Source organism: Massilia pseudoviolaceinigra, from assembly GCF_030846505.1.
Taxonomy (GTDB): Bacteria; Pseudomonadota; Gammaproteobacteria; order Burkholderiales; family Burkholderiaceae_D; genus Telluria_A; species Telluria_A violaceinigra.
In genome coordinates this window covers 57,471-83,755 of sequence record NZ_JAVCWL010000002.1, presented here as the reverse complement: position 1 = coordinate 83,755, position 26,285 = coordinate 57,471, and the positions used below count along the sequence as shown (strand labels likewise).

Sequence of the window (26,285 nt, the reverse complement as noted above, 5' to 3'; positions counted from 1 at the left end):
CCGGGCGCGCGACCTGCCCAGGGAGTTCGACGCATATGAGGAGCCTCCCATTGAGCAGGCACACCTATCTGGGCGCCCTGCTTCTCCTCCTCTCTTCCTCCTTCTTACCTCCTTGGCGGCGCGTGACCCCGAATTGCTCAGTAACGCTTCGCTGGGAGATTCTGGCTGATTTGATTTTGAAAATTGGTGACTTTCGTAATTTGCAAGAACCTGGCAGCGATGCACAATCGAAGCGCAAATGAGAACGTTTTCAGCTAGCAGACCGTGTCGAGGGCTAACCGGACTGTCGTTGTGACCAAGAACAAAACTACTACATCTTGTGGAGACAGTTATGCACGTAAAGAGAACAATACTGGCGCTGGCGGCAGGTCTGCTGATGATCCAAGGGGTCGCGGCCGAAAGCTATCGCTGGGACAATGTTGCAATGGGCGGCGCGGGGTTCGTCTCAGGTGTCGTCGCCAGCAAGAGCGAGCGCGGCGTGGTATTTGTGCGCACCGATGTCGGCGGCGCCTACCGCTACGACAATCAAAACCAGCGCTGGGTGGCCCTGACTGACTGGCTATCCGAAAGCGACACCGGCCTGATGGGCGTGGAGTCGCTGGCAATCGATCCGCGCAACGCGGCCAATGTGTACATGCTGGCCGGCACCGACTACTTCAGCAGCGGCAAGACCGCGATCCTGCGCTCGACCGACTATGGCAAGACCTTCAAGATCACCGACGTCACGTCCCGGTTCAAGACGCACGGCAACGGCATGGGCCGCTCGAACGGCGAGCGGCTGCAGGTCGACCCAGGTTCGGGCAATGTGCTGTTCGTCGGCACACGCCACGACGGCCTGTTCAAGAGCGTCGATTCGGGCGCGACCTGGAACCGCGTCAACAGCCTGAACGTTACCGGCACGCCGAACGGCAACGGCATCTGCTTCGTGCTGCTCGATCCCAGCAGCGTCAGCAACGGCACGGCCAAGCGCATCTATGTCGGCGTATCGCGCTACGGTTCGGTGGGACCGAACCTGTATTTCAGCAAGGACGGCGGCGCCACATTCAACCCGGTGGCGGGTGCACCGGCAGGGCTGATGCCGCATCGTGCCGCCATCACGCCCAAGGGCCGCCTGTACCTGACCTACGCCAACGGCGCCGGGCCGCACGCACAGTCCGACAGCGAGCCGCTGAACACGGGCGCGATCTGGGAATACAACGCCGTCGGCGGCGCCTGGACCAACGTCACGCCAGCCGGCATGAGCGCCCCGTTCGGCGGCATCAGCGTCGACCCGACCAATCCGAAGCGCCTGGTCGCCTCGACCATCAGTATCTGGTTGCAGCAGGCGACGCAGCCGGGCTTCACCTGGGGCGACCGCATCTTCACCTCGATCGATGCAGGCCGCACCTGGACCGACCTGATGAACCGCGGCATGTCGGTCGATGCGAACGGCATCGACTGGGCCCACACCGCCTCGATCCACTGGGCCGGCGCGATCGAGTTCGACCCCTTCGACCCGACATCCGCGTGGGTCGTGTCGGGCAATGGCGTGTACAAGACGAGCGACATCGACGCGCCCAAGAGCGTCTGGAAGTTCGATGTGAAGGGCATGGAAGAGAGCGGCGCCTACCAGGCCGAGAGCATCCCGGGCGGCCCGCTGGTGTCGATCATCGGCGACTACGACGGTTTCATCCAGACCGATCCGTCCCAGTACGTCCCGCGCCATACCCCGACGATGGGTTCCACCACCGGCCTCGCCGTGGCCGCCCAGGCCACGCACGTGCTGGCACGGGTGGGCGACGAGCTCTACACCTCGACCAACCAGGGGGCGAGCTGGGACAAAGCACCGGCCAAGATGGCCACGCGGGGCAATCTGGCGCTGTCGGCCGATGGCTTGGTGCTGCTGCATAGCCCGGAAAATTCGATCACCACCTACCGCTCGGCCGATTTCGGCGCCAGCTGGACCGCCGTCACCGGCCTGGCCGTGAACAATGCGCGCCGGTGGCCGACCCGGTCAACCCGTCCAAGTTCTATGTCTACGAGCGCAGCACCGGCGCACTGCTGGCGAGTACCGACGGCGGCGTGTCGTTCAGCCATAAAGCCCAGCTGGCCAGCGGCGGCTCGGACTTTTTGCGCGCCACGCCGGGGCGCGAGGGCGACCTGTGGATGTGCCTCGAATCGAATGGCCTGAATCACTCGACCGATTCAGGCGCCACCTTCACCAAAGTGGGCTTGATCAATTCCTGCGGCACGGTAGGCCTGGGCAAGGCCGCGCCGGACGCCAGCTATCCGACCCTGTACATGTGGGGCGCGGTGGGCACCACACGCGGCCTGATGCGCTCGGTCGACCAGGGCGTCAGCTGGGACCGCGTCAACGACGATGCCCATCAATACGGCGGCATGCTGGGCCGCTTTGTGACCGGGGACATGAACACCTATGGGACGGTCTACATGAGCAGCAACGGCCGCGGCATCGCTTACGGCAAGATCGACCCGGCCGGCGACGTCACGGTCGTGCCGCAGGTACATGCCGTGCCGCCGAAGGCTGCCGAGTGCAAGTACGTCGTGACCAACACATGGGGCTACGGCGGCATGGCCGAAGTGCGCATCACCAACAAAGGTACGTCAGCCATCAACGGCTGGACGGTGAACTGGACCTACGGCGACAACTCGACCGTGGGAAATTACTGGGCCGCCAAAGTGGCCGGCAGCGCGCCGACCTACACGGCGACGAACAGCGAGGTATGGAACAGCGACATCCATCCGAACCAAACGGCCTCGTTCGGTTTTGTCTTCGGCCAGAGCACGGAAAATCCTGGTCCGGTACCGGTCGTCACCGGCGACATTTGCAAATAGATCCCACTTTTTAACAGACATGACCATGAAAAAAACTCTCTGTGCATTGATCGCCAGCGCCAGCCTGATGCTGGCCGGCCCCACCCGCGCCGGCGTGCTCGGTTTCGACGATGTGAACACCGCCGGCGATTTCGCCAGCTTGAGCGAGCTCAATCCCTACGCCGGCCTGAACTGGAGCGCGGACTGGTACGCGGGCGACAACAGTATCGGCGGCTACGCGAACGCCGCCCATTCCGGCGCCAACTTCGTCGTCAACGGTTTCGGCGCGCAAGACATGAGCATCAGCAGCGCGACCGGCTTTAACTTCGCCGGCGCCTGGTTCGCCGCTCCCGCAGGTGCCGGCGACAAGGCCGGCTGGATCAACATCCGCGCCTACGATGCCTTGAACCGGCTGATCGGCCGCACCGGCAACGTCGCCATCGGCGGCAGCTACCTGTGGGTGGCTGGCGGGTTCAGCAACGTCGCCTCGCTGACCATCGCGCGCGATACCGGCTGGTATGCGATGGACGACTTCACCATGACCGACGCGACGGCGGTACCCGTGCCGCCGACGCCGCTGGTGCTGGGGATCGGCCTGCTCGCGATGGGGCTGGGCCGGCGCCTGAACCGGCACGGCTAGCCAGTCGCTACCGTCATCGCGGCGCAGGCGTCCCCGCCTGGGCCGCGATGACGGCCCTTTCTAGGGAGAACTACGCCTGCTCCTACGCCTGTCGGCTCCAGATGGAAATCGGCCCGCGCTCGAACCGAATTTCAAACCAGAGAAAGTAAGTTCATCCCAATTCAGTCTTCATGCCATGAAAAAGATAGTCAAACCCATTTTCGCACTCCTGGTCTTGCCTGTTCCGGCCGGGGCTTTGGCACAAGCTCAAAATCCATTAATTTTTGCGGATGTACCCGACATGGCCATGATCAGGGTTGGTGGAAATTATTATATGAGCAGTACGACCATGCATATGAATGGCCTGTTTAATTACGCGACAAAAACTACGGGAGGATATGCGGATCTTGATTGGTTTAGAGTCAAGTACTAGATGAATTCCGCATCGGCAGATCGCAGGCAACCGCTGGAATTCCGCGAATGATATTCGATGCATCAACCAGAGGAGATATTAATGAAACCAAAAAAATCCAGTATCAGAATGGCCCTGTTGGCAGCCTTGGCAGCAGGTGGTTTTGGCGGGAGCAATGTCATTGCCTGCAGCCCTGCCAATTCCGTCTTTAACTGGACGTCGAGCCCGCCGCTGATTGCGCCTCAACCAGATCCACATCAGACCATCTACGGCGTGAAAGATCCTTCGATTGTTTACGCCGAAGGCAAATATCACGTATTTCTCACCACGGCCGGTTCCGCTGGCTGGGGTCTTGGGTACACCAGCTTTGACACCTGGGCGAACGCGTCGGCCGCGAAGATAGTCCCCCTTGACAAGTCCCCGATGGGGCCCGGTTATCGTGCGGCGCCGCATGTATTTTATTTCGCTCCGCAGAAAACATGGTATCTCGTCTATCAAGGTGGGGATCCGCTGTATTCAACCTCGACAGATATCAGCGATCCGCTGTCCTGGAGCGCACCGAAACCGTTTTTCCCAGTCATACCCGACATCGTCAAGGCGCCGCAAGGCAATGGCTGGCTGGATTTTTGGGTGATCTGCGATGATAAAAAATGCTATCTGTTCAGCACCGACGATCATGGACGTTTGCTTCGGTCCGAAACCGAGTTAAGCCAGTTCCCGAATGGCTTCCATAACACTGTCGCCGTCATGACTGAAAAAACCGATGATGTGTTCGAAGCAAGCAATACCTACAAGGTTGCCAACACGAATACCTACATTACGCTGGTGGAGGCAATTTCGCCGAAAGGACGCTACTTCCGGATTTGGAAGAGCGATAGCCTGGAGGGAAAATGGGAGCCATTTTCTTCCGCGCCCATGAACGCTTTCGCGACTGCTGATAATGTTGGACACATTTGGTCGGAAGGGATTTCTCACGGTGAAATGGTGCGGAACAATACCGATCAAACGATGACAATCGATCCTTGCCAGCCGCTCGAATTCCTCTTCCAGGGAAATGACCCTGCAGTGCGTACGGACGATTACATCAAGATTCCGTATCGCTTGGGTGTGCTCACGGCGAAGGGTGAAAATCCAATAAGCGCGCTCTGCCGCTGACCCAGCCCGTCATCGCAGCCTTCAGTGCATCCGGAGCTTGACTGCCTACCTTTTCCGATCTCGCACCAGTCTGTGCATGCCTGCTGACAGTGCGATCTCGAACGGCGCAGCAGGCAAGTCCTCGGCGCCATACAGATTCACGTAGGGCGCATCGGCGCAGGCATGGCGCACCTGCGTCGTGCCCGGCTGGCTGGCCTGTTTCAGCGTCACCGTGTCCTCCATGCGCCACCGCCAGCACATACCGGCAAGCCGTGCCCGCACAGGCTTCGAAACCGGTCGCATGGCCGGCGCTATAGGTGCGCAAGCCCCCGCCAGTGTGCTTGAAAGTGACCACAAGATCCGGCCCTGCCCGCGCCAAACGCCGACAGCTGCACCACAAGGAAGGGTAATTCCGGCTGGGCGAATGTCTTGCGCCAGTCGGCCATCAACAGCGGCAGCAGGGTTTCCTATTCTTGCGCCGCGCCCGTGTTGGCCTCGCCCTGGTACCACGCCGCCAGTTTGAACTTGTAGCCTGCCAGCGGCGCGATCATCGCGTTGTGCAAGGTCGACAGACTGGTCGGAACACCCCACGGCGCCGGCGCGATCGACAGGCCGGCCGCGCGCATGCGCAGCTGGTATTTCCATGGCGCGGACAGGGCAATGAACTGCCCGTCGCTGGTCCTGACGCCGCGCTGTGCCGGCTACCCGGTCAGCCCGCCGCCCTTGCTGCCGGTGAGCACACGGATCGCGATCACGTTGTGGCCCGGTTTGAAAACGCCGGCGGGAACGGCGTAGTCGCGCCATACCCAGGCGATACTGCCGCCGCCCACGCGCACGCCGTTGACCCAGGTGCTGTCATAGGTATCGATGGGGCCGGGCTGGACGGCGTTGGCCGCCTGCGCCTCGGTCGGCGTCACGCTGGTGCGGTACCAGGCTGCACCCTCGAAGTCCGCCAAGGCTTGGGGCAGCAGGTTTGGCCATGCGGCGTCGTCGAACTGCGGCGTGCGCCACGCGCGCTGCGCCTTTGCCTGTGGGTCGTGCGCGTGCCACCATTGCTCGTGCCGGCGCGCTTCGTCGGCCATCGCCTTGGCGGGATTGGCAGCCTTGTCCGCCAGTGCCTCAAGCCGCCCTGCATAGTCCGGCAGGGCGCTGAGCGACGACGCGCCGATCCACCCCTCGATCGTGGTAGCACCCCAGGTCGCCCCAATGAAGCCGACCGGCACCTTCTCCTTCTGCTGCAAGGTGCGCGCCATGTAGTAGCACGCCGCCAGCGCCTCGCCGACGGTCTTTGGCGTCGCCATGGTCCATGCCACCGGCCGATTCAAGTGTGCTGGACGGCGGGTTCGCTGGCTGGCGCGTTGAGTATTGACGAAGCGCAGATCCGGATTGGCGGGAAATTCCGTCCACGCGCCCGTCGACAGGCGCACCGGAAACGCCGTGTTCGACTGGCCGGCGCACAGGTAGACGTCGCCGATCATGATGTCCTTGAGCGTCGTGGTCGCGCCGGCGCCATTGACGGACTGCGTGTGCGGTCCGCCGGCCGGCATGGCCGGCATGCTCGCCCGCCATCGGCCCTGCGCGTCGGCCTCGGCCTCGGCGCTCCTGCCACCAAGGCTGACCGTCACGCCGAGTCCCGGGGGGCCGCCCTGCCCCACACGGTCAAGGCTTCGCCGCGCTGCAGCACGGCATGGTCGCTGAAGATGCCGGCAAATGCCGGTGCCGCCGGCTGCGCCAGCAAGAGTGTTGCCAGCGATGCAGCAAGCACGAAGCCGGCCGTGCCGGCCAGGCGGATACGGAGATCATTCTTCATTGGTGTCACTTTTCGAGGGCGTGCCTTGCCGTCGCCGGCCAGGACCTGGCCGGCGACGTCGACACTGTCCGGCGTGGCGGCCCCGCATGCGGGGCCGCCCTTGCCCTTTAGTACGTGTAGCGCAGCGCCAGGCGATAACTGCGGCCTGGCTCGAACCATGCACGAGGCATGTTGCCGATACTCTGCTGCTGGGTCTGCCTAACGACGGCATCCGTGAGGTTGCTTGCCGAGAAACTGGCCTGGACACGCCCGGAGATCTTATAGTCGAGCCCAAAGTCCAGCTGTCCGGCCGCTTCCTGCCAGGTCGGCAAGCCCCAGGCCACGTCTGTCGGATAGACCGTCTTGCCGTTGACAACCGTTGCGCGGGTTGGATCGGCGCTGGTGGCGCCGCCGTTGCCATCCGACGTGCCATTGACCTGCACGCCCTGCAGGAAACGACCGCGCCAGCTGTAGGCCAGGCGCATCGACACCGGTCCCTTGTCGTACAGGAAGGTCAAGTTGTAGGCGTTGCGCGACAAATACTGCAAGGGCATCTCGGTGAACGGCAAGCCATTGGTGTCGCAGCCGTACAAGCTCAAGGAACTGTTGTTGAAGGTGTCCTTGGCCGGGCAGTACTTCAGATTGAACGGATGGTGCAGCGTCTGCTGGCTCTTGATGTAGGTGTAGTTCGCCGCGACGCCGAAGCCCTTGGACCACTCCGGCAACATGTCCGCCAACCCTGGCACATTATTCAAGTAGGTCTGGCCAGCGATCTCCAGGCCGGTCACCTTGCCGTCGGCCACATTGTCCGGCGCGGTGATCAAGAAGGTTTGCGCGTTGCCGGCAATGCTGTTGAAGTCGCGGGTATAGGCCGAGTTCATGATGATGTCGCGCACTTGCTTGTGGAAAACGGCGGCCGTCAGCGACCCGCCGCCCTTGGGATACCACTCAAGCGTCAAGTCAAAGCTGCGGGCCTTGATTGGCCTCAGCTGGACGTTGCCATCGCTCTTACCCTCGTATCCGACATTCTGCACATTGGTGCCAGAGACATTGACCAGCTTTTGCTCGACCTCGGTGTACTCCCTCAGCTGGTTAAAGCCCGGACGGTACATCGACTGCCCGAATCCGAAGCGCGTTTGCAGCTCGGGGGTCACTTCCATCTTCAGGTTCAGACTCGGCAGCACGTCGACGGAGCTGCGGCCATCCTTGATTTGCTGGGCCATCGGTGCAAACCTCGGCACCGACGCCGGCGGATTGCCGGGCACCTTGAGTATGGTGTAGCCCTGGGCGTCCGCGCGGGTGTGGACCAGGCGCACGCCGGCGCTGCCCTCGATCGGGAAGCGCAGGTCGTCGAAGCCGAAGCGCCCCGACAGGTAGACGGCCTCGGTCCTCTCCGATTGGCGGCTGGTTTTCTTCGGATTGCCTTCGAAGACGAGCGGCAACGCAGGCTCTCTCAAATTCGAGCAGTCCTGCTGGTCCCCGAATCGCGCAGCGTTGGCGTCCTCGCACGACAACTTTCTGGACGCGTTGACGATATTGTAGATATTGCCATAGTCCCTGACCGCAGCCATGGTCGGTACCACCAGCGCGCCCGGCATCGGGACCTTGCCGTTGAAGAAGTTGTTGAAGTTGTACGTGGTGGTCTCCACCAACGCCCCGTACCTCGGATCGCTCAGGTAACCGAGATTGGCGCGCGACGCCCAGCCGGGCAAGTCGGTCCTGACGGCCGGCTGCCCCGCGATGGACGTATTCTTGACCCCCCATGGTTCGGCGGCGGACATCCAGTCCGAGCCCATCGATGCGGTGTTGTGCACCGAGCGCTTGGTCGCGCGCACGCCGAAGCGAAGGTCGCGCATGACCGGATGGTCGAACTTGAAGCGCACATCGGTCTTCCACGCATACAGGTCGGCGTCGGCCTTGCTCAAGTGCGGAACCGCGACGTCCAGGTAATAGTTCGCCCGATTCGTCAGGAACGCCTTGGCCGTGTCGTCGAAGGTGATCTGGCCGGGATGTCCGCTCAGGTCGACGTTCATGCCCGGCACGAAGGTGGCCAGTGTCAAGTTGCCGCCAATACTCTTATTGGACGCATGGACCCATTGCAAGTCGTTCTGGAGCGACCAGCGATCGTCGATTTTCCACTTGGCGTTCCAGGCGATCTCCCGGGTCTGCGAGCGCCTGTCGTTATAGGCTTGGTTGCTGCTGAAACCCAGTCCCCCCGCCGCGAAATTGTTCGCGCCGCGACCGCCGATCGGATAGGTGTACCTGGCCGACTGCAGCACGCCGTTGGCGTCGAACTGCGGGTTGATGAGCACCGACTTGTAGGGATCCTCCACACCCGTGAACAGGGCGTTCTCGGTGCCGGTTTCCTTGTAGCCGGAGTGGAAATAGGTAAGCGCGGACTCGAGTCCGCCCTGCTTCCACTGCAGCGCGGCATACGCGCCGACGCGGTCGGTCTTGCTGGTGTTGGTGCGCCACGAGGCTGATTTGGGCACCCACCGGGTTTGTCCATCGACGATGTCGGTGCGCGGAAAGTAGGCGTCCACCTGGATCGAGTCGTTGCGGTTATTGTTCTGGTTGCCGGACAAGTTGAACAGCGCACCCCATTGGCCGAAGCTGTTTTCCCAGCGGTGCGAGACCAGGCCGGAGAGGGCGGGCGAGGTTTTCTTGCCGAGCTCGTTGTGGTTGACGTAGGTCGAGGCCGCGAATTTATCGCCCTTGTAGTCGAAAGGCAGCGCGGTGCGCAAGTCGACCTGGCCGCTGACGCCGCCTTCGATCAAGTCGGCCGGCGGGTTCTTGTGCACGATCACCGCGGACATCAGTTCCGCCGGTATGTCGCCCCAGCTCAATTCGCGTCCCGGGTAGCCGGCCGAGAACGATTCGCGGCCGTTCAAGGTGGACGAACCCCAGGACAGGCCGCGCACCGAAATGCCGGAACCCTCGACCGAGAAATGCTCCGGGTCGCCGCGCGAGCGGTTGCGGTCCATCGTCACGCCGACGATGCGCTGCAGCACCTCGGTGATCGACCTGTCGGGCAGCTTGCCGGCCTCTTCGGCGACGACGCCATCGACGACCTCCTCGGCATTCTGCTTGAGCTTGGCGGCCGATTGCATCGCCGCGCGCTGCCCGCTCACGACCACGGTCGTCACTTCCTCGTCCTTGGCGGCCGGCGCCGAAGGCGCGCTCTGCGCCTGCGCGTCGCCGCTGTACAGCATGGCGAGCTGCGCCGCCGCGAGCGCCAGCGCGGTCATCCTCAAGGGTTGCCGCTTGACGATTGTTCCAATTGTCCTCATTGTCTCCATCCTTTTTAAATTCTTGTTTTGCTTTGGTTGCCCACCGCACCGGGCGCGGGCAGTAAATCGTCGCGCGCCATCACTGGAACGTGATCTTGCCTTTCAGCTTGACCGTGGTCGGGTAATTCGGCGCCGGCGCGGTCGCACTCGGCACATCGACGTTACCTTCCGTTGAGGCGAACGATAAATGGACGATCGGATAGTCTTGCAGCTCACCCCAGGGGTCAAGATTCGGCAGCTCGCACCCGCCGTCCACCACGACGAGGTCCTTGAGGCGGACAGCGTAGTTCGTCAAGGCCGGTGAGCCTGGCTTGAACGTGGCCCGCAGCGTCACGTAGCAGTTATCGTTGTTTGCTTTCTTGTTGTAGTGGCCGAGGACAAGGTCGACGTTGACATTGTTGTTCTTCGAATCGAACCATTCCTGATTCAACCCGAGGGTGAACTTCACCTGCGCCTGGGCATCGATGCGCATGCCCTCCATCATGCTCCCGGTGTTCGACTTATTCGCCACGCCGGGCGCGTACACATCGATTTGCGCCCAGTTATGCCACCAGCCGTCGGCCGGGGGGGCCTGCAGCCAGTTGTAGGTATTGCTGACGGTGCCGTCTGCCGCCAGGCTGATATCGCACCAGCCGTCACACCACCAATTGCGCAGACTGCTGCCTCCGACCGGCTCAACTTTCCCGTTCTCGATGGTGAGCGCCGCACTCTTATAGCCGCTCAAGAACGTCAGCTCGGGCGCCAGTGCGGTGCCGACCGGTATGGTCCTTTCCAATGTCGCCGTCGCGTAGATCTCGCCGCCGTCCGCGGTGGCGGTGACAATGCACAGTCCATCGGCGAGCTTTTGCATCGTGCTTCCACTGATCGAGCACACCGCGGGCGTGCTGGAGGTAAAAACGACGGGTAAGCCCAGGCTCGAGGTTGCCGCCAGCGACACTGGCGTCGCATCCAGGGGCTGCGCCCCCGGGTTGCGGAAAGCCTGGATCACCTGCGGGCGCTTGGGAATGACGAAAAGTTGGCGCGCCGTAGCCCCGATGTAGCCATTCCCACCGACTTGGTTGGCGTTCACCGAGCACTCGCCCGCTTTCAGCAACGACAGCGTGGCGCCGCTCACGGAGCAGATGTTCGGCGTGTTCGACACGTAGGTAATCGGCCCGCCGGAACTGGCCGTCGCTTTCAGGTCGATGGTCGCGATGATCGGCGGAACAGCCAAGGTCTCCCCACCCGGAAACAGGAAGGAAACGGATTGCGCCGTCCCGCCTTCGCCGCCGCTACCCTCGCCACTGCCACCGCCTCCGCAGGCGGCCAGCAGCGTGGCGCAGGCCAGCCCGACAGCCGTAAGCTGGAATCTCATTTTTTTTGTCCCCTCATGATGTTGACTTCCTCTATGTGGCATTTACTACAAGTTACTCGTCACCGGCTACGCCGCCGACAAGGGAAAATTCGCCGCCACAGCCGACGCTTATTGACAAAATCACAAGCAATAAATATGACGGTAGCGTTTTTATGGCAAGCTCGACATCTTCATGCTGCCAAGTTTCCCGGTGGCCTCGCATGGTCTCCCGGCCAAGGGCCAGCATAGGGAGGTCGGCGCCGCGGCCGATAACGATTTCCCTCAAGATGCTATTCGTATGCGAAAAGTGTCAGAACTTGTGGATTTACTGTTACTGCTTGCTCAGGATTCTGTCGGCCCTGGGTGTTCTCCCGCGCTGGACGGCACGTGTGCCCCGCCTTGACGCGTTCGGGGCGCGGCTGCCAAGGGCCAGCGACATTGCGCTGCCCTATCAGCCGCCGCGCCAGCCGCGGCCACCTTTGACGCGCCCGCTTCCGCGGCACAGACCGCACCTGGCAGCTGGGGCAATAACAATTGCATCTTTGCCAACCAAGCGGTGGGCCTCATGTTACCTCTGCGGCAACATGGCACCAGCGCGGACGCCCCGTTGCTATCGGGGCAACGCGACGGCGCGCGTCATTGCGCGTGGCTGGCACGGGTCAGGCGGGCAGCAACAGGATATGGGGGGCAGCGCCATAGCGCCAATGGTGAAGATATTACAAGCGTGCAGATAATTGTATTGTTACTGCACTTCCTTGCATTCGATCTGCGGCGACGGCGGCGCGTCCGCTGGCGTACAGGGTACTGGCCCCGGATCGAACAGCGGCTATGTAAGCGAGCAATAGCAAAATCTGCACGCGTACCGGTACCGGCCGTGCAGGATTTTTACAGGAGGCCGTCAGGCAAGCGGGAGGGCATGTCGGGGTGTAGTTTTTGCCGCAATATTTGGGATAGACTCGGCCGGTTTGCTGGACCGGTGGGGCCCTCTCCCCGTCCCGCAAGCGAAAGCCAGCCGGTCATTGGAGAGCATGCCCGACCTGGACGCCTGAGTGCAGCAGCCATGCCGGCATGCCGCAACCACCACCTTGTTCCGGGACGACATAATGAAAAAAGAGCAACTCTTCGCGCTGTCAGCGCTGCTGGTTTCCTTGATGGCCGGCTGTGGCGGCGGCGGCAGCGGCACCCCAGCTGCCGGCGTACCGCCCGTGCCTGCCCAGCCGGCGCCTCCGGCCCGGCCGCCCGCTCCCCCCGAGCCCGCCACTCCCGTCCCCGTCGCCACCTCTGCCCGCCGTGCTGTCCTCGCCCAGCCGGCGCCCGGCCTGAGCAGCTGGACCAATGTGAAGTTCGGCGGCGGCGGCTATGTACCAGGCCTGGTGTTCCATCCCACCAGCCCGGACGTCTTGTACGCCCGCACAGATATGGGCGGCGCCTACCGCTGGAATGCGGCCGCCTCGTCCTGGCGGCCGATCACGGACGGCTTCAGCGCTGCCGAAAGCTTCTACCACGGCTCCGAGAGCATGGCGCTCGATCCAAACGACGACCAGCGCGTCTACATGAGCACCGGCATGTACCTCTCGGACAAGGCCGACGCGCGCCTGTACATTTCCACCGACCGCGGCGACAACTGGACCTACGTCAACTTGCCGTTCTCGGCGGCCAGCAACGCCCAGGGCCGCGCCGTCGGCGAGCGCCTCAGGGTCGACCCGAACCATCCTGCCATCCTGTTCTACGCCACGCGCACGACCGGCCTGTGGAAGAGCGCCGACCGCGGCCAGACCTGGCAGCAGGTGGCCTCGCTGTCGTCGCACAGGATGACCAAGGCGCAAATCGAAGCCGTCCACTGGAGCGGCGTGGTCGGTGTCGAGCAAGTGATCTTCGACACCACGACCAAGGGTACCGGCAGCGCCACCCAGACCATCTACACGGCCGTCGCGCCGGACTATGCCGCCGTGGCAGGGCTGAAACACAGCATGTACAAGACGACCGACGGGGGCGCCAACTGGACCGGCATCCCCACGCCCGTGACCGGCTACCATATCCCCCACATGGTACGCGCCAAGGACGGCATGATGTACGTCGCCTTCACGCAGGGCACGGGCCCCGGCGCCAGCGGTTCGGCAAGGCTGTACAAATTCGACGGCAACAACTGGACCCTGCTCAAGAGCTATGATTCCTCGGCCGCAGGGACAGGTTTCGGCATGGGCGGCCTGTCGGTGTCCGGTACCGGCGCCACCACCCGCATCGCGCTCGGTGTCACCAATTCGTGGGGCAACTGGGAAGGCCAGCCCGTGGTGCAGCTGTCGGACGACGCTGGCGCCACTTGGCGCGAGATTTCCGCAATGGCCCCGCACGGCGGCGACAAGGACGGCTGGTCGGGCTGGGTCGACGACGTCGAGATCGACCCGAACAATCCGGAACGCATCCTGCATGTGCATGGTGGGGGCGTGTGGGAAACCCGGAATGCGTCGGCGGACAAACCCACCTGGTCCAACGCCACTGCCGGTCTGGAGGAAACCGCGACACTGGCCCTGATGGCGCCACCGCCAGGCGCCGCGTACAGCCTGCTCAACAGCTCGGGAGACATCGGCATGGTCGTCCATACCGACCTGGCCACTGCCCCCGTGCGCGGTCCGAAGGGCTGGTTCGGCAACAGCAACAGCGCCGACATGGCCTGGTCCGCATCGGCTTACATCGCGACGATCGGCACCACCACCTGGAACCATCCCAACGTGGGCGGCGCCTACTCCACCGACGCGGGCCTGAGCTGGACCGCTTTTCCGACCAACCACCCCGACGGCCTGGCCCACCAGGGTGGCAACTCGACGCTGGCGGTCACCGCGCCGGGCCACATCGTGTGGGCGCCGTCCGATTCCGTACCGGCGTACACCACCAACCATGGGGCGAACTGGACCTACACCAATCTGCCGGCCGTGGCACCGGGCCGCAGCTACCGCCTTGCGGCCGACCGCAAGAATCCGAAGCGGGTGTATGCGTACGAGTCGGGCGGCGGCTGGTGGGGGCCGGCGCCGAAGTTCTACGCCTCGACCGACGGCGGCCGGACTTTCACCGCCAGCAGCCAATTTTCGGCGGCGGGCGCGCGCGCCGAGTTTGTCCACAACGCCTCGTTGGCAGTCAATCCCAACGCCGAAGGCGACGTGTGGCTGGCCGACGGGCATAGCGTCTTCCACTCGCTCGATGCCGGCGCCACCTGGACCAGGCTGAGCGCGACCGGGTCCATCTGGGGTACCCATCCCACCTCGGAATGGCCCGAGGTGTATGGCGCCACCGCCATCGCCCTGGGCAAGGCGCCGGCCGGCGCGAGCTACTCGGCCTCGGTGTATCTGGTCGGCGTCATCAACGGGGTGTGGGGCGTGTACCGCTCCGACAACCGTGGCCGCAGCTGGAACCGCATCAACGACGACAAGCATCAGTTTGGCGGTGTCGGCGTCATCGCCGCCGATCAGAACATCGCCGGACGCCTGTATATCAGCGGCGGCGGCCGCGGGATATTGTTTAATAACTAAAGACGAAACAGCTGCGCCGGCGCTTGAATGCGGCAAGGCGGCCTTCTTCATGACCGGCGCCTGGCTCGCCACCTGCCCCGAACCGGCGCCGCGAGTGGCCCGGGCCGGGCGGTCCGGGCAGCCGGAAGCCAGGAAATCATGACATCAATGACTCGAAAACAAAACGACGTCGTCCCCGCTCAGCGCGGGGACGACGTTGTTTTCTTTGTCAGACCAGTTAACACAGAAGCATGCAATTTTTACGAAGAGCCAATCTGGCTAACTGATGTTTTCCACATCAGATCCGGATTGATATTTATTACGCACCGCACCAGGAAACCGTAAAGATGAAACTCAAAACGAATATTCTATCAACAAGAAATTCTGCGTCGATCGCATATACCATCGTGAGATCCATGTCCGCATTCCTGGTTGCGCTTGCTCCTGGCGTTGCTTTGGCGCAAGCACAAAATCCCATCATGTTTGCTGATGTGCCGGATGCGGCCATGATCAGGGTCGGCAACAATTATTATATGAGCAGTACAACAATGCACATGAACCCGGGTGTGCCCATCATGAAATCGACAGATCTAGTCAATTGGAAACTGATCAACTATGCCTACGATACGCTTGCAGATGTGCCGGAGCTGAATCTAACAGAAGGAAAAAGCATCTATGGCAGGGGTTCATGGGCAAGCAGTTTGCGTTACCACAAGGGGATGTACTACGTAAGCACATTTGCACATGACGTACCGGGTGAAACCTATATTTTCAAGACAAAAGATATTGAAAAAGGAAATTGGCAAAGAGCTTCTTTCAAACCGGCATATCATGACGGCTCCCTGTTTTTTGATGATGATGGCAAGGCATATTTAATTCATGGCGCGGACGTACTGAAAATCGTTGAATTAAATGACGAATTAACGGGCGTTAAACAAAGCGTTCCGGAGAAGATTCTCATCGAGAACGCCAGCGCACCATGTGGGAAAAATGCAAGCCTTGCAGCCGAAGGATCTCAATTATTCAAGGTAAAAGGGAAATACTATTTATTCAACATCTGCGCGCCGGCGAACTGGGGAATGCGAACCGCCATCATCCACAGGGCCGATAATATCAATGGCCCTTGGGAAGGAAAAGTCGGCTTACAGGATCTGGGCGTTGCTCAAGGCGGGTTGATAGACACTCCCGACGGGCGCTGGTTTGCTTATCTTTTCCGCGATTTTGGTGCCGTTGGCCGAATTCCCTATCTCGTTCCTGTCACGTGGGAAAGTGGTTGGCCGGTATTAGGAGACAATGGCAAGGTCCCGGAAAAGCTGAACCTGCCGGCCAGTCAGGGTTTGATTCCGAACCTGGTAGTTTCTGATGAATTCAATCGCAAGAATGGAGAAGAAGCATTACCGTTGGCTTGGCAATGGAACCATAATCCGGACAATTCGCTTTGGTCCGTCAGCGACAGAAAAGGATACTTGCGCCTCAAAACAGGGCGGATAGACACGGATTTTCTTCTGGCCAGAAACACGCTTACCCAGCGCACGATTGGTCCCACCAGCTCCGCTTCTGTTGTCCTGGATATTTCCAAAATGAAAGACGGCGATTTTGCCGGATTATCAGCCTTTCAAAAGGAGTATGGGTCGGTAGGGGTCAAAGTTGAAAGGGAAAAAAAGGCAATCGTCATGATCGCTACTGACAAGGACAAACCCGTCGAAGCGCAGCGGATTGCATTACATCAGAGCAAAATATATTTAAAGATAGATTGTGATTTCACCAATAAAAAAGATGAGGCCAATTTCCACTACAGTCTGGATGGAAAAGTGTGGAAACCGATAGGTGAGACTTTCAAAATGAAATACACCATTCCGCATTTCATGGGCTATCGCTTCGCCCTGTTCAACTATGCCACGAAAAATACAGGCGGATATGCCGATTTCGACTGGTTCAGAATCAAGTACTGAGATGTGACGATAGCCAATAAAAAGCTGCGAGTGAATAGCGCCGGCATCGCCACCCAGGCGGCGGCTTGAAGGCGCAGTCATCGGCATGATCGAAGCGTGCAAGCATTGTCGGATCGGAGAGCACGCTCAGGCACGTGAGCGACCTAACACTTCTGGCACGCTTCGTTCAAAAAAACAGCGAGTTGCATAAGTCTGTGCACTCTGTCTTTCTCGAATGCGCGTGTTTCGGCCTATGCTTCCTTCCGAGCCGGCATCGTCAGGGCGCAGGCAAACTGTTGAATCCTGCGATTGATTTTCGATGCGCCAAAAGGAGGAAGATATTAATGAAATTTAAGAAATGCGGCATGGGAGTGATCCTGTTGGCTGCCTTGGCAGCAGGCGGTTGTAGTGGGAACAATGTCATTGCCAACAGCACTGCCGAATCTGCGGCGCCTCTTGCTAAACAGACGTTTAACTGGACTTCGAGCGCGCCGTTGATTGCGCCGCAACCAGCTGCCAATCAGACGATTTACGGCGTGAAAGATCCTTCGATTGTTTACGTGAACGGCAAGTATCACGTATTCGTCACAACGGCTGGGTCTGCCGGCTGGGGTCTGGGATACACCAGCTTTGACAAATGGTCGGACGCGCCCGCGGCGAAAATAGTCCCGCTTGACAAGTCCCCTATGGGGCCAGGCTATCGCGCGGCGCCGCAAGTATTTTATTTCGCTCCGCAGAAAACATGGTATCTCGTCTATCAAGGCGCCGATCCGCTGTATTCCACCTCGCAAAATATTGGCGATCCGATGTCCTGGAGCGTGCCGCAAAAATTCTTCCCGGTCGAACCCGACATCGTCAAGGCGCCGCTCGGCGTTGGCTGGCTCGATTTTTGGGTGATCTGCGACGACAAAAAATGCCATATGTTCGGCACCGACGATAACGGACGCTTGCTTCGCTCCGAAACTTCATTAAGCCAGTTCCCGCATGGCTTCCATAACACGGTCGCCGTCATGACCGAAAAAAAGGAAGACGTGTTCGAGGCGAGCAATACCTACAAGATTGCCAACACCAATACCTACATAACCCTGGTGGAGGCCATTTCGCCGAAAGGACGATACTTCCGGATCTGGAAGAGCGAAAGCCTGGACGGCAAATGGGAGCCATTCTCTTCCGCGCCGATGAACGCTTTCGCGACTGGCGATAATGTTGAGCGGATTTGGTCCGAAGGGATTTCCCACGGGGAGCTGGTGCGCACGAATACCGATCAAACGATGACGATCGATCCTTGCCGGCCGCTCGAATACCTTTTCCAGGGCAATGACCCTGCGGTGCGTACGGACGACTACATCAAGATTCCGTACCGCTTAGGGCTGATCACGGCGAAAGGTTCAAATCCAATAAGCGCACTGTGCCGCTGACCTGGCGCGTGATCTCCATGGGAATCATTCCGGCGATGGGCCCGGGCCGCCATCACGAGCAAACCGCATGGCGGCTTTGTAGCAATCTTTGAATACTACTGTATGGATACCCCTGTATGAACATCATCAAACACAGCCTCGCCGTTCTCGGCATGATCGCGGCGCCGGCCTTTGCCGCCGGCCAGGTCAGCATCAGCATCGACCCCGGCAAGCCCGGCCCGGTCATCAACAAGAACGTGTACGGCCAGTTCGCCGAACACCTCGGCACCGGCGTCTACGAAGGCATGTACGTTGGCGCGAAGTCGAGCATCCCCAACACCAGGGGCTGGCGCAATGACGTCCTCGGCGCGCTCAAGGCGTTGCATGTACCGCTGGTGCGCTGGCCGGGCGGCTGCTTCGCCGACACCTACCATTGGCGCGACGGCATCGGCCCGCAGGACAAGCGCCCGAGCAACATCCACACCAGGGCGGGCGGCGTTGTCGAGGTCGACGAAATCAACGCCGTCGGCACCCACGAATTCTTCGACCTGATCGACATGCTGGGCGCCGATGCCTACGTCAACGGCAACGTCGGTACCGGCACCGTGCAGGAGATGTCCGACTGGGTCGAGTACATGACGGCCGACGGCGGCTCGCCCCTGGCCAGACTGCGCGCGCAGAACGGGCGCGTAAAGCCGTTCAAAGTCGCCTTCTTCGCTATCGGCAATGAGTTGTGGGGCTGCGGCGGCAACATGAAGCCCGAGTACTACGCGAACCTGTACAGCAATTACGAGCACTTCCTGGCGGCACCCGGGCAGACCAGGCCAAAAATGATCGCCAGCGGCGGCAGTGGCTTCGACACCGCGTGGACCGCAGCCCTGAGCAAGGAACTGAAGGGCCGCACGACCGGCATCACCGTCCACCAGTACACCGTCCCGACCGGCAACTGGGACGTCAAGGGCAAGGCCCTCGGCTTCAAGGAGGGCGAATGGCTCTCGACCCTTGCCAATACCATGAAGATGGATCAGCTTATCAAAGATCACGTGGCGGTACTGGACAAGAACGATCCCGAGAAAAAGATCGGGCTGCTGATCGACGAGTGGGGCACCTGGTATGACGAAGAGAAAAGCGCCAAAAGCGCCCTGTTCCAGCAGAACTCCCTGCGCGACGCGCTCGTGGCGGCGCTCAACTTCAACATTTTCCATGAGCACGCGGAGCGGGTCACCATGACCACCATCGCCCAGATGGTCAACGTCCTGCAGGCGATGATCCTCACCGACAAGGAGAAGATGGTCCTGACCCCGACCTACTACGCGTTCCAGATGTATGCGCCGTTTCAGGATGCCACGGCGCTGCCGCTGGCGATCAAGGATAACACCAGCTACACCCTGGGCGCGGCGACCATTCCGGGCGTGAGCGCTTCGGCGGCACGCGCCAAGGACGGCAAGGTGTACCTGGCGCTGGTCAACACCGATCCGGGCAAGGCGGTCGAGGTCGCCGTCAACGTCGCCGGCACGAAGGTCAAGGGCGCGGCCGGCCGCGTGCTGACCGCCGCCACGATGGATGCGCACAACACGTTCCAGAATCCGCACGTCATCAAGCCGGCGGCATTCAACGCGCGTGCCTCAGGCGGCAAGCTGTCGATCAAGGTGCCTGCCAAGGCCGTGATGGTGTTCGCTCTGGAGCAATAAAAGCGTCGCGCGCAAGCGCTCGATCATCGCCAGCATGCGCGCCCCCAACGCAAGCGCCGTCCGGGGCGTGCACGCGCACAGTGGCCAAACTTCGATTCATTTCTATTGTCTGTGGAAACGTATGTGCCCGATACCGCCGCAAACCAGTCCGCCCCCGCCCGAAGCTCAAGCTGAGCGGCGCTGGGGGCGCGAGTACCATCGCTACGCCATCGGCATTGTCATTGCCCTCCATCTGGCGCTGGGGATGTCCGTGATGCTGTCGACCTCGCGCACGCCCTCGCCTGAACCGGCGCCGCGTAGCGTCGATGTCGTGCTTTTCGAGACGACAGTGCCGGAGAAAACGATTGCCGAAGCGAAGCCCGAGCCAGGCAAGGTCGAGCCTCCTGCGGCAGAGATCCCTCCCCTGCCAGAACTGCCTCCCGCCAAGGTCGGCGAAAGCCCAGTGCCCCCGCAGCCCGTGGTCGAGGCCATCCCGGTGCCGGCAGTGGTCGAGGCCATCCCGGCGCCGGCAGTCATCGCGCCCCCACCCCCACCGCCGCCGCCCGTGGCCAAAGCCGAGGCCAGCACGCCTCCCAAACTGTTCGAAGAATGCGTGGACTCCCCGGACCGGCACATGGTGGCCGATGTCTATAGCCTGCGCACCGGCACCCAATCGGTCATGGAGATGCGCCGGCGCAAGCCGATCAAGCGCGTCTGCCTGGCCCAGCTCAATATCGCACCACGCGAATTTCGCGAAGGCTTTCCGGGCCTGGACACGACAACCGACTGGTTTGGTCTGGATATCCGCTTCACCGTCAATGTTGCCGAAGCCGGCACATGGGAGCTGATGCTGTTCTCCGACGACGGTGCCATTCTCAGCATCGACGAGCAGGACGTGATCAACAACGATGGCATCCACCCTGCGTCGCCGGAAATGGCCATGGTGAAGCTGGACAAGGGCTTGCGGAACTTCCGCGTGCGCTACTTCCAGGGGCCGGCGCATGGCTATCTCGCCCTGATGCTTGGATGGAGAAAGCCCGGAGCGGCCGATTTCGACTACCTGCCGCGCAGGCTGATCGGGCGACCGCCGGCCGCCATGCTGGCCAGGGAATGAGGAGAAATACATGAACCCCGCATACAAGCGCATCGTCGTCGTTGGCGGCGCCGCAGCCGGCTCGATGGCGGCCACGTCACCGGCGACAGCGCCGCAAGGCAGCTTTGATGGAAAGAGTCCATCTGGCTCCTGCGCCGACATCGCCTATCCGTTCCACTTTTCACCCCTTATCTTCGGACTCTCATGAAAAAAAACCACCGCTTCACTGTCATTGTCTTGTCCGCACTGGCGACGCTGCCTGCGCCGTCGTTCGCGCTCAACCCGGTCGTTCAAACGATGTACACCGCCGATCCGGCCCCGATGGTCCATCAGGGCACGCTCTACCTGTTTTCCAGCCACGACGAAGATGTCGGCGAGGCCAACAACTTCAACATGAAGAACTGGGTGCTTGCGACCACCACGGACATGGTGAACTGGACCCAGCATGGCGTGATCGCCTCGCTCCGCGATTTTCCCTGGGCCGCCAAGGAGATCTCCGGCTGGGACGGCTTTCACAACGGCGCCTGGGCTCCCCAGGTGATCGAGCGGGATGGAAAATGGTATCTCTATGGCCCGGTGCAAGGCCGGGGCATTGGCGTGCTGGTGGCCGATAATCCCCTGGGGCCCTACGTCGATCCCCTCAAAAAACCCCTGATCGGCGGACACTCCAGCGGCCTGTACGACAGCATCGATCCGACCGTGCACATCGACGACAAGGGCCAGGCGCATCTCGCCTGGGGCAATCCCAACCTGTGGTCGGTGAAGCTGAACAAGGACATGATTTCCTACGACACCAGCGTCGGAGAGAATGGCATCATGCGCCATCCGATGACCGTCAAGGCCTTGGGCGAGCGCAATCCACCCGACAAAGTAGGCACGACGCTGCCGGCGCCTGCTCTGCGCGGCACATCCTACGAAGAAGGTCCCTGGCTGTATAAGCGCAACAATCTCAATTACCTTTTTTTTGCCGGTGGTCCCCTCCCCGAGCATCTCGCCTATTCCACCGGCCCCACACCCGAAGGCCCCTGGACTTACGGCGGCGTCATCATGCCCCCGCAAAGCGCCTTCACCAACCACGCGGGCGTGATCGATTACAAGGGCAAGACCTACCTCTTCTACCACAACGCCGCGCTGCCGGGAGGCGACGGCTTCAAGCGTTCCGTGGCGGTCGACGAGTTGAAGTTCAACCCGGATGGTGTGGTCCCGATGGTGCAGCCGACCAAGGAAGGGCCGGCGCCGGTCGCCACCCTCGATCCCTACAAGCGCGTGGAAGCCGAGACCATCGCCTGGTCGTCCGGTGTCAAAATCGAGCCCAGTAGCGCCGGCGGCCAGAATGTGCGCGACATCCACGACCGGGACCACATCCAGGTGCGGCATGTCGATTTCGGCGCGGCCGGCGCGCGCGCCTTCATGGCCAGCCTGTCCAGCACGGCCAAGGCGAAGGCGGCCACCGGGGCGGCAATCGAGATCCGTTTGGGCAAGCTCGACGGCCAGTTGATCGGCACGCTGCCGGTCTCGGGAACCGGCGGCGCATGGAAGCCCCAGTCGGTCCGGATCTCCGGCGCTTCCGGCGTCCACGATCTGTTCTTCGTGTTCCGCGGTGCGGCCGGTGAAGACCTGTTCAAGTTCGATTACTGGCAATTCTCCCGGCGCGGCCTGACCGCGGACAAGGCGGCCAACTAAGGAGGCCAACTAAGGAGGCCAAGCAAGAATAACTGGAATAATCCTTGCTGGCGAGCCAGCCCCTTAATTCACTAGAGACATGATGCGACTACTTCCAATCACCGCCATGCTGGCGGCGTTTCTGACCTGCGCGCCGGCCCTTGGCTTGGCCGAACCAAAACAACGCCTGATTGTCCTTAGCGATATCGAAGCCGATCCCGATGACAGCCAGTCGCTCGTGCGCTTGCTTCTGTATGCGAACCAGATCGATATCGAAGGCATCATCGCCACCACCTCGACGCATCAAAAGTCGCGTATCGCACCGGCATCCATGCACGCGATCATCGACGCCTACGGCCGCGTACAAGCCCAACTGTTGAAGCACGAACCGGGTTTTCCGAAAGCGGCGGCGTTGAAAGCGGTGGTGCGCTCCGGCTCGCAACGCTACGGCATGCAAGGTGTCGGCGAGCACCAGGATTCGCCGGGGTCGGTCGCCATCATCAAGGCGCTGGAAAAAAATGATACGCGGCCACTTTGGGTGTCGGTCTGGGGAGGCGCGAATACGCTGGCTCAAGCGTTGTATCGCATTGGCAAAGACCGGACGCCGGAGCAAGCCGCTCGCTTGATCAGCAAGTTGCGCGTCTACACGATCTCCGATCAGGACGATACCGGTATCTGGATGCGCACCAGGTTCCCCGACCTGTTTTATATCGTCAGCCCCGGCGGGTATGGCAATGGCACCTGGACTGGCATCCACACTGCCGAGCCGGGCTTCGACAGCACGGAAGTGAGCAACAACTGGCTCGCCGCACATATTCAACAGGGGCATGGAGCGCTGGGCGCGATGTATCCGGATGTCTCTTTTGGCATGGAGGGCGATTCGCCAGCGTTCATGTCCTTGATTCCTAACGGCCTGAACGCACCCGAGCATCCGGACTGGGGCGGCTGGGATGGGCGCTACGAGTTGTATACGCCAGCGTTGGAGACGACCAATCCGGAAGGCTTCACCGGCAACGTTCCCGTATTGCAAGAGCCTCGTGCCATCTGGACCAACGCCGTGGATAGTTACACGCCGTTCGTCTACAACGACTATGGCCGCAACGTGCGTGCCCACGATAAGGTCGCCAAGGGGTACAGGGCCACGATCTGGCGCTGGCGTAAAGAGTTCCAGAACGATTTCGCCGCTCGGATGGACTGGACCACCAAGCCCTATAAGGAGGCGAATCATCCGCCAGTCGTCAAGCTCAGCCCTGGTACTCGGCTGACCATCCGATCCGGCGAAGGCTTCATGCTGAGCGCCGCCGGCAGCGCCGACCCCGACGGGGATCACTTGAGCTACCTGTGGTTTCAGTATCCCGAAGCTGGCACCTACAGGGAGCAGATCAAGTTGGGGTATGCGGAAAATCATCATACCGTGTGGGGGCAGGCGCCAGTGGTAAGCAAGAAGGAGACCGCCCACTTCATCGTCAAGGTGATCGATAAGGGCAGTCCGGCGCTGACCCGCTACGGACGCGTCATCGTCACGTTCATGCCGCCTGCACCCTGAGCAGGGTCAAATTCACCGCAAGGCCAGTCGAGCCGGGACAAGCGCCTGTCACGAAAAAAGCAGCGCCATGCGGCCGAACGGTGGCTCGGCTTGCACCGCCATGCTGCGCAAGCGCGCTTGCTCCACCTCCATGCCTGCCAGCAGGGCCGATGCGGCGCCGATGATGTGCAGCCGAAGCGCGCAACGGCGGCGCGAACGGCATGCTGCGCGCCGACAAACACGCCTCCGGCCAAACGCGCTGGACATCCATCCATGGCGCGCAACAGCGCCGCAGTGACAGACGGAACGACATGCTGTACATTGCGAGACCTGACGACTGATGACTGCCGCCGCACCGGCGTGCAGCAGGCTCGCCGCTGTCCGACCACCCAACTTTTACTTCTATGCGCGCGTTATATTCAAAGGCACTGGTTCGGCTGGTCCTACTTCTCGGTTTAAGTATCCTGATCGGATTTCTGTGCGTCACGCGCAGCTATCACCGCGTCTCCTTATTCGATCAAGACGATTTTTCCTGGCAGTTGCGCAAGTCGCACAATGGCAACGATACGACCACCAGCCTAAACGCCAGAGTCGATGCCGCGCGCCTGATCATGGAATTCGTCCTGTCAGGCAAAACTCCCTATCTCTATGCATCGAGCGCCCTGCTTTTCACGGACGGCAATGGCAAACCCGCATTGCTCGACTGGTCCAGGTTCGACAAGATCAGTTTCGAAGCACGCTGCTTCCCCGCCGCTGCCATCCGGGTCGGTCTGAGCACCTTCGATGACAAGTTGTCCAAACCGGATGATCTGACGACCTATCGCTCGCCATCGGCCTACATCAACTGCAATCAGGACGGGGCCCGTGTCCAACTCGATCTGGCGCATTTGACCATTCCGCAATGGTGGGTCGACATGAATAAACTCAACCCATCCGACCTGGGTTACTCGCTGACCAAGGTCGCGCAAATCGAAGTTGGCACCAGCAATGCCAGCCCTGTCGGCATCCCGTCGCGTATCGAAATCGCCAGTATCGAAATGCACGAGCGGAAATACGGCTACCTGTACTTTCTCGCCGCCTTCCTGATACTCGCCTGGGGCGCTTTCGTATTCTGGTTCGTCAAGCAGTACGCTGTGGCTTTGGCCAATGACCTGCACGCGCGGATGCAGAAAGACCTGCCGCTGGTGGCCTACCAGCAGCTCGCGCTCGAACCGCACCGGGAAAAGGGAAAATCCGCCATTTTGAGATTACTGGCGACGCGTTATGCGGATTCGGAACTCGATCTGGACACCGTGGTGTCGGAAACCGGAGTCAACCGCAATAAGGTCAACGACATCTTAAAGGCGGAAATGGGCTACACCTTTACCGGTTATCTGAACAAGCTGAGATTGACCGAAGCATCGCGCCTGTTGGTAGAAAACACCAGCGCCAGTATTGCGGAAATTGCCTATTCGGTCGGCTACAAGAATTCCTCGTATTTCAATAAGCTCTTCAAGGAAGAATACGAATGCACGCCCAAGGCATTTCGGGAAATATGCAAGAACGAGGCGCAGGAGCCGGCCCCATAGAGCACCTGTTGCGCTGGCAGGGCTGGGCGCGGCCGTCAAAGCGCGCGCTTTGCCGCCTGTTCGGCTGCGCGTGCTTGCGCTTCAACTTCGCCACATCGATTCGGCGGGACGGAGTATGAACGGCAAAATCAGCTGTGTTGTCCTGAAATCGGCTGACGAGACACTGCCTTCTACAAGGTTCGCTGGCCAAGGACCACAAATCGACGCCCGCTGCACTGCCTCGGGCGTTTTGCATTCGAGGGGCCGCTGTGGCCTGTCGCAGTGGTGGATCTGGAAGCCAGACGAATCATGGTCGCTGCAATACGGCGCCATACGGAGCGTCATGATGCGGCGCCAGCAGGGACCCGGCGCGCCAACGAAGGCACGCGCCGGGTGAGCACCGGAATAGCGCTAATGATAAAGGCATTGCAAGCGTGCATATAATCGCATTAATACTGCATTTTTGTGCATTCAACATGCGGCAACGGCGGGGCGGCCGCTGGCGTACTGGGAGCTGCCCGGATCGACCTGCGGCCTTCCAAGCGACCGATAGCAAAATCTGCACG

At 61.1% G+C, this 26,285-nt stretch carries 21 protein-coding genes; 14 read left to right on the top strand and 7 right to left on the bottom strand.

The annotated features are described in order from the left end of the window. Positions 1–331 precede the first annotated feature (331 nt). The 5 genes from RBA40_RS02580 to RBA40_RS02560 all read left to right on the top strand — a co-directional run bounded on the left by RBA40_RS02580 (position 332) and on the right by RBA40_RS02560 (position 5,000). Positions 332–2,170, top strand: coding sequence for a beta propeller repeat protein (locus tag RBA40_RS02580; RefSeq protein ID WP_306645701.1), 1,839 nt, complete (start codon positions 332–334; stop codon positions 2,168–2,170). Continuing rightward, positions 2,062–2,835, top strand: coding sequence for a cellulose binding domain-containing protein (locus tag RBA40_RS02575; RefSeq protein ID WP_306645700.1), 774 nt, complete (start codon positions 2,062–2,064; stop codon positions 2,833–2,835). The genes RBA40_RS02580 and RBA40_RS02575 overlap by 109 nt, the downstream gene beginning before the upstream one ends. Before the next feature lie 25 nt (positions 2,836–2,860). Then, positions 2,861–3,454 (top strand): hypothetical protein, encoded by a 594-nt coding sequence (locus RBA40_RS02570; protein WP_306645698.1) that lies wholly within the window; start codon positions 2,861–2,863, stop codon positions 3,452–3,454. Positions 3,455–3,629: 175 nt separating this feature from the next. After that, the gene (locus tag RBA40_RS02565) at positions 3,630–3,866 is read left to right on the top strand and encodes a hypothetical protein (RefSeq protein ID WP_306645696.1); all 237 of its coding nucleotides are present in this window, start codon (positions 3,630–3,632) and stop codon (positions 3,864–3,866) included. A gap of 81 nt (positions 3,867–3,947) precedes the next feature. Then, entirely contained in the window at positions 3,948–5,000 is a 1,053-nt protein-coding gene (locus RBA40_RS02560; protein ID WP_306645694.1) for a glycoside hydrolase family 62 protein, read from the top strand. 45 nt (positions 5,001–5,045) lie between these two features. Here the strand turns inward: RBA40_RS02560 and RBA40_RS02555 are convergent, their stop codons facing one another. From RBA40_RS02555 to RBA40_RS02525, 7 genes are all read right to left on the bottom strand, one after another. After that, a complete protein-coding gene (locus RBA40_RS02555) occupies positions 5,046–5,222 on the bottom strand; it encodes a hypothetical protein (RefSeq protein ID WP_306645692.1) in 177 nt (58 codons plus the stop codon). Positions 5,223–5,446: 224 nt separating this feature from the next. Then, a complete protein-coding gene (locus RBA40_RS02550) occupies positions 5,447–5,605 on the bottom strand; it encodes a hypothetical protein (RefSeq protein WP_306645690.1) in 159 nt (52 codons plus the stop codon). A gap of 75 nt (positions 5,606–5,680) precedes the next feature. Further along, positions 5,681–6,535, bottom strand: coding sequence for a hypothetical protein (locus RBA40_RS02545; RefSeq protein WP_306645688.1), 855 nt, complete (start codon positions 6,533–6,535; stop codon positions 5,681–5,683). A gap of 65 nt (positions 6,536–6,600) precedes the next feature. Continuing rightward, complete coding sequence (locus tag RBA40_RS02540; protein ID WP_306645686.1) at positions 6,601–6,789, bottom strand: hypothetical protein; 189 nt, start codon at positions 6,787–6,789, stop codon at positions 6,601–6,603. Between the two features lie 107 nt (positions 6,790–6,896). Beyond that, positions 6,897–10,058 carry a TonB-dependent receptor gene (locus tag RBA40_RS02535; RefSeq protein ID WP_306645684.1) on the bottom strand — a complete coding sequence of 1,054 codons (3,162 nt, stop codon included), beginning with the start codon at positions 10,056–10,058 and terminating at the stop codon, positions 6,897–6,899. Positions 10,059–10,137: 79 nt separating this feature from the next. Further along, positions 10,138–11,412, bottom strand: coding sequence for a hypothetical protein (locus RBA40_RS02530; protein ID WP_306645682.1), 1,275 nt, complete (start codon positions 11,410–11,412; stop codon positions 10,138–10,140). A gap of 52 nt (positions 11,413–11,464) precedes the next feature. After that, a complete protein-coding gene (locus RBA40_RS02525) occupies positions 11,465–11,677 on the bottom strand; it encodes a hypothetical protein (RefSeq protein WP_306645680.1) in 213 nt (70 codons plus the stop codon). 817 nt (positions 11,678–12,494) lie between these two features. Between RBA40_RS02525 and RBA40_RS02520 the strand changes: the two genes are divergently transcribed. The 9 genes from RBA40_RS02520 (at position 12,495) to RBA40_RS02480 (ending at position 25,740) form a co-directional block, all read left to right on the top strand. Then, a complete protein-coding gene (locus tag RBA40_RS02520; protein ID WP_306645679.1) occupies positions 12,495–14,915 on the top strand; it encodes a dockerin in 2,421 nt (806 codons plus the stop codon). 326 nt (positions 14,916–15,241) lie between these two features. Then, positions 15,242–16,846 (top strand): glycoside hydrolase family 43 protein, encoded by a 1,605-nt coding sequence (locus RBA40_RS02515; RefSeq protein ID WP_306645677.1) that lies wholly within the window; start codon positions 15,242–15,244, stop codon positions 16,844–16,846. 323 nt (positions 16,847–17,169) lie between these two features. Continuing rightward, complete coding sequence (locus RBA40_RS02510) at positions 17,170–18,243, top strand: glycoside hydrolase family 62 protein (RefSeq protein ID WP_306645675.1); 1,074 nt, start codon at positions 17,170–17,172, stop codon at positions 18,241–18,243. 116 nt (positions 18,244–18,359) lie between these two features. Continuing rightward, the gene (locus RBA40_RS02505) at positions 18,360–19,913 is read left to right on the top strand and encodes an alpha-N-arabinofuranosidase (RefSeq protein ID WP_306645673.1); all 1,554 of its coding nucleotides are present in this window, start codon (positions 18,360–18,362) and stop codon (positions 19,911–19,913) included. Positions 19,914–19,947: 34 nt separating this feature from the next. Further along, the gene (locus RBA40_RS02500; protein WP_306645671.1) at positions 19,948–21,006 is read left to right on the top strand and encodes a PA14 domain-containing protein; all 1,059 of its coding nucleotides are present in this window, start codon (positions 19,948–19,950) and stop codon (positions 21,004–21,006) included. 10 nt (positions 21,007–21,016) lie between these two features. Beyond that, the gene (locus RBA40_RS02495) at positions 21,017–21,193 is read left to right on the top strand and encodes a hypothetical protein (protein WP_306645669.1); all 177 of its coding nucleotides are present in this window, start codon (positions 21,017–21,019) and stop codon (positions 21,191–21,193) included. Next, positions 21,190–22,668 carry a glycoside hydrolase family 43 protein gene (locus RBA40_RS02490; protein ID WP_306645667.1) on the top strand — a complete coding sequence of 493 codons (1,479 nt, stop codon included), beginning with the start codon at positions 21,190–21,192 and terminating at the stop codon, positions 22,666–22,668. The genes RBA40_RS02495 and RBA40_RS02490 overlap by 4 nt, the downstream gene beginning before the upstream one ends. Positions 22,669–22,747: 79 nt before the next feature. Then, positions 22,748–24,193, top strand: coding sequence for a nucleoside hydrolase-like domain-containing protein (locus RBA40_RS02485; RefSeq protein WP_306645666.1), 1,446 nt, complete (start codon positions 22,748–22,750; stop codon positions 24,191–24,193). A gap of 383 nt (positions 24,194–24,576) precedes the next feature. Next, positions 24,577–25,740 carry a helix-turn-helix domain-containing protein gene (locus RBA40_RS02480; RefSeq protein WP_306645664.1) on the top strand — a complete coding sequence of 388 codons (1,164 nt, stop codon included), beginning with the start codon at positions 24,577–24,579 and terminating at the stop codon, positions 25,738–25,740. The last annotated feature ends 545 nt before the right edge of the window (positions 25,741–26,285 follow it).

Bases quoted from the DNA above. Each gene is read 5' to 3' on its own strand.
- RBA40_RS02580 (WP_306645701.1), top strand. From the start codon at position 332: ATGCACGTAAAGAGAACAATACTGGCGCTGGCGGCAGGTCTGCTGATG.
- RBA40_RS02570 (WP_306645698.1), top strand. From the start codon at position 2,861: ATGAAAAAAACTCTCTGTGCATTGATCGCCAGCGCCAGCCTGATGCTG.
- RBA40_RS02565 (WP_306645696.1), top strand. From the start codon at position 3,630: ATGAAAAAGATAGTCAAACCCATTTTCGCACTCCTGGTCTTGCCTGTT.
- RBA40_RS02560 (WP_306645694.1), top strand. From the start codon at position 3,948: ATGAAACCAAAAAAATCCAGTATCAGAATGGCCCTGTTGGCAGCCTTG.
- RBA40_RS02555 (WP_306645692.1), bottom strand. From the start codon at position 5,222: ATGGAGGACACGGTGACGCTGAAACAGGCCAGCCAGCCGGGCACGACG.
- RBA40_RS02550 (WP_306645690.1), bottom strand. From the start codon at position 5,605: ATGCGCGCGGCCGGCCTGTCGATCGCGCCGGCGCCGTGGGGTGTTCCG.
- RBA40_RS02545 (WP_306645688.1), bottom strand. From the start codon at position 6,535: ATGCCGGCCATGCCGGCCGGCGGACCGCACACGCAGTCCGTCAATGGC.
- RBA40_RS02540 (WP_306645686.1), bottom strand. From the start codon at position 6,789: ATGAAGAATGATCTCCGTATCCGCCTGGCCGGCACGGCCGGCTTCGTG.
- RBA40_RS02535 (WP_306645684.1), bottom strand. From the start codon at position 10,058: ATGAGGACAATTGGAACAATCGTCAAGCGGCAACCCTTGAGGATGACC.
- RBA40_RS02530 (WP_306645682.1), bottom strand. From the start codon at position 11,412: ATGAGATTCCAGCTTACGGCTGTCGGGCTGGCCTGCGCCACGCTGCTG.
- RBA40_RS02520 (WP_306645679.1), top strand. From the start codon at position 12,495: ATGAAAAAAGAGCAACTCTTCGCGCTGTCAGCGCTGCTGGTTTCCTTG.
- RBA40_RS02515 (WP_306645677.1), top strand. From the start codon at position 15,242: ATGAAACTCAAAACGAATATTCTATCAACAAGAAATTCTGCGTCGATC.
- RBA40_RS02510 (WP_306645675.1), top strand. From the start codon at position 17,170: ATGAAATTTAAGAAATGCGGCATGGGAGTGATCCTGTTGGCTGCCTTG.
- RBA40_RS02505 (WP_306645673.1), top strand. From the start codon at position 18,360: ATGAACATCATCAAACACAGCCTCGCCGTTCTCGGCATGATCGCGGCG.
- RBA40_RS02500 (WP_306645671.1), top strand. From the start codon at position 19,948: ATGCGCGCCCCCAACGCAAGCGCCGTCCGGGGCGTGCACGCGCACAGT.
- RBA40_RS02495 (WP_306645669.1), top strand. From the start codon at position 21,017: ATGAACCCCGCATACAAGCGCATCGTCGTCGTTGGCGGCGCCGCAGCC.
- RBA40_RS02490 (WP_306645667.1), top strand. From the start codon at position 21,190: ATGAAAAAAAACCACCGCTTCACTGTCATTGTCTTGTCCGCACTGGCG.
- RBA40_RS02485 (WP_306645666.1), top strand. From the start codon at position 22,748: ATGATGCGACTACTTCCAATCACCGCCATGCTGGCGGCGTTTCTGACC.
- RBA40_RS02480 (WP_306645664.1), top strand. From the start codon at position 24,577: ATGCGCGCGTTATATTCAAAGGCACTGGTTCGGCTGGTCCTACTTCTC.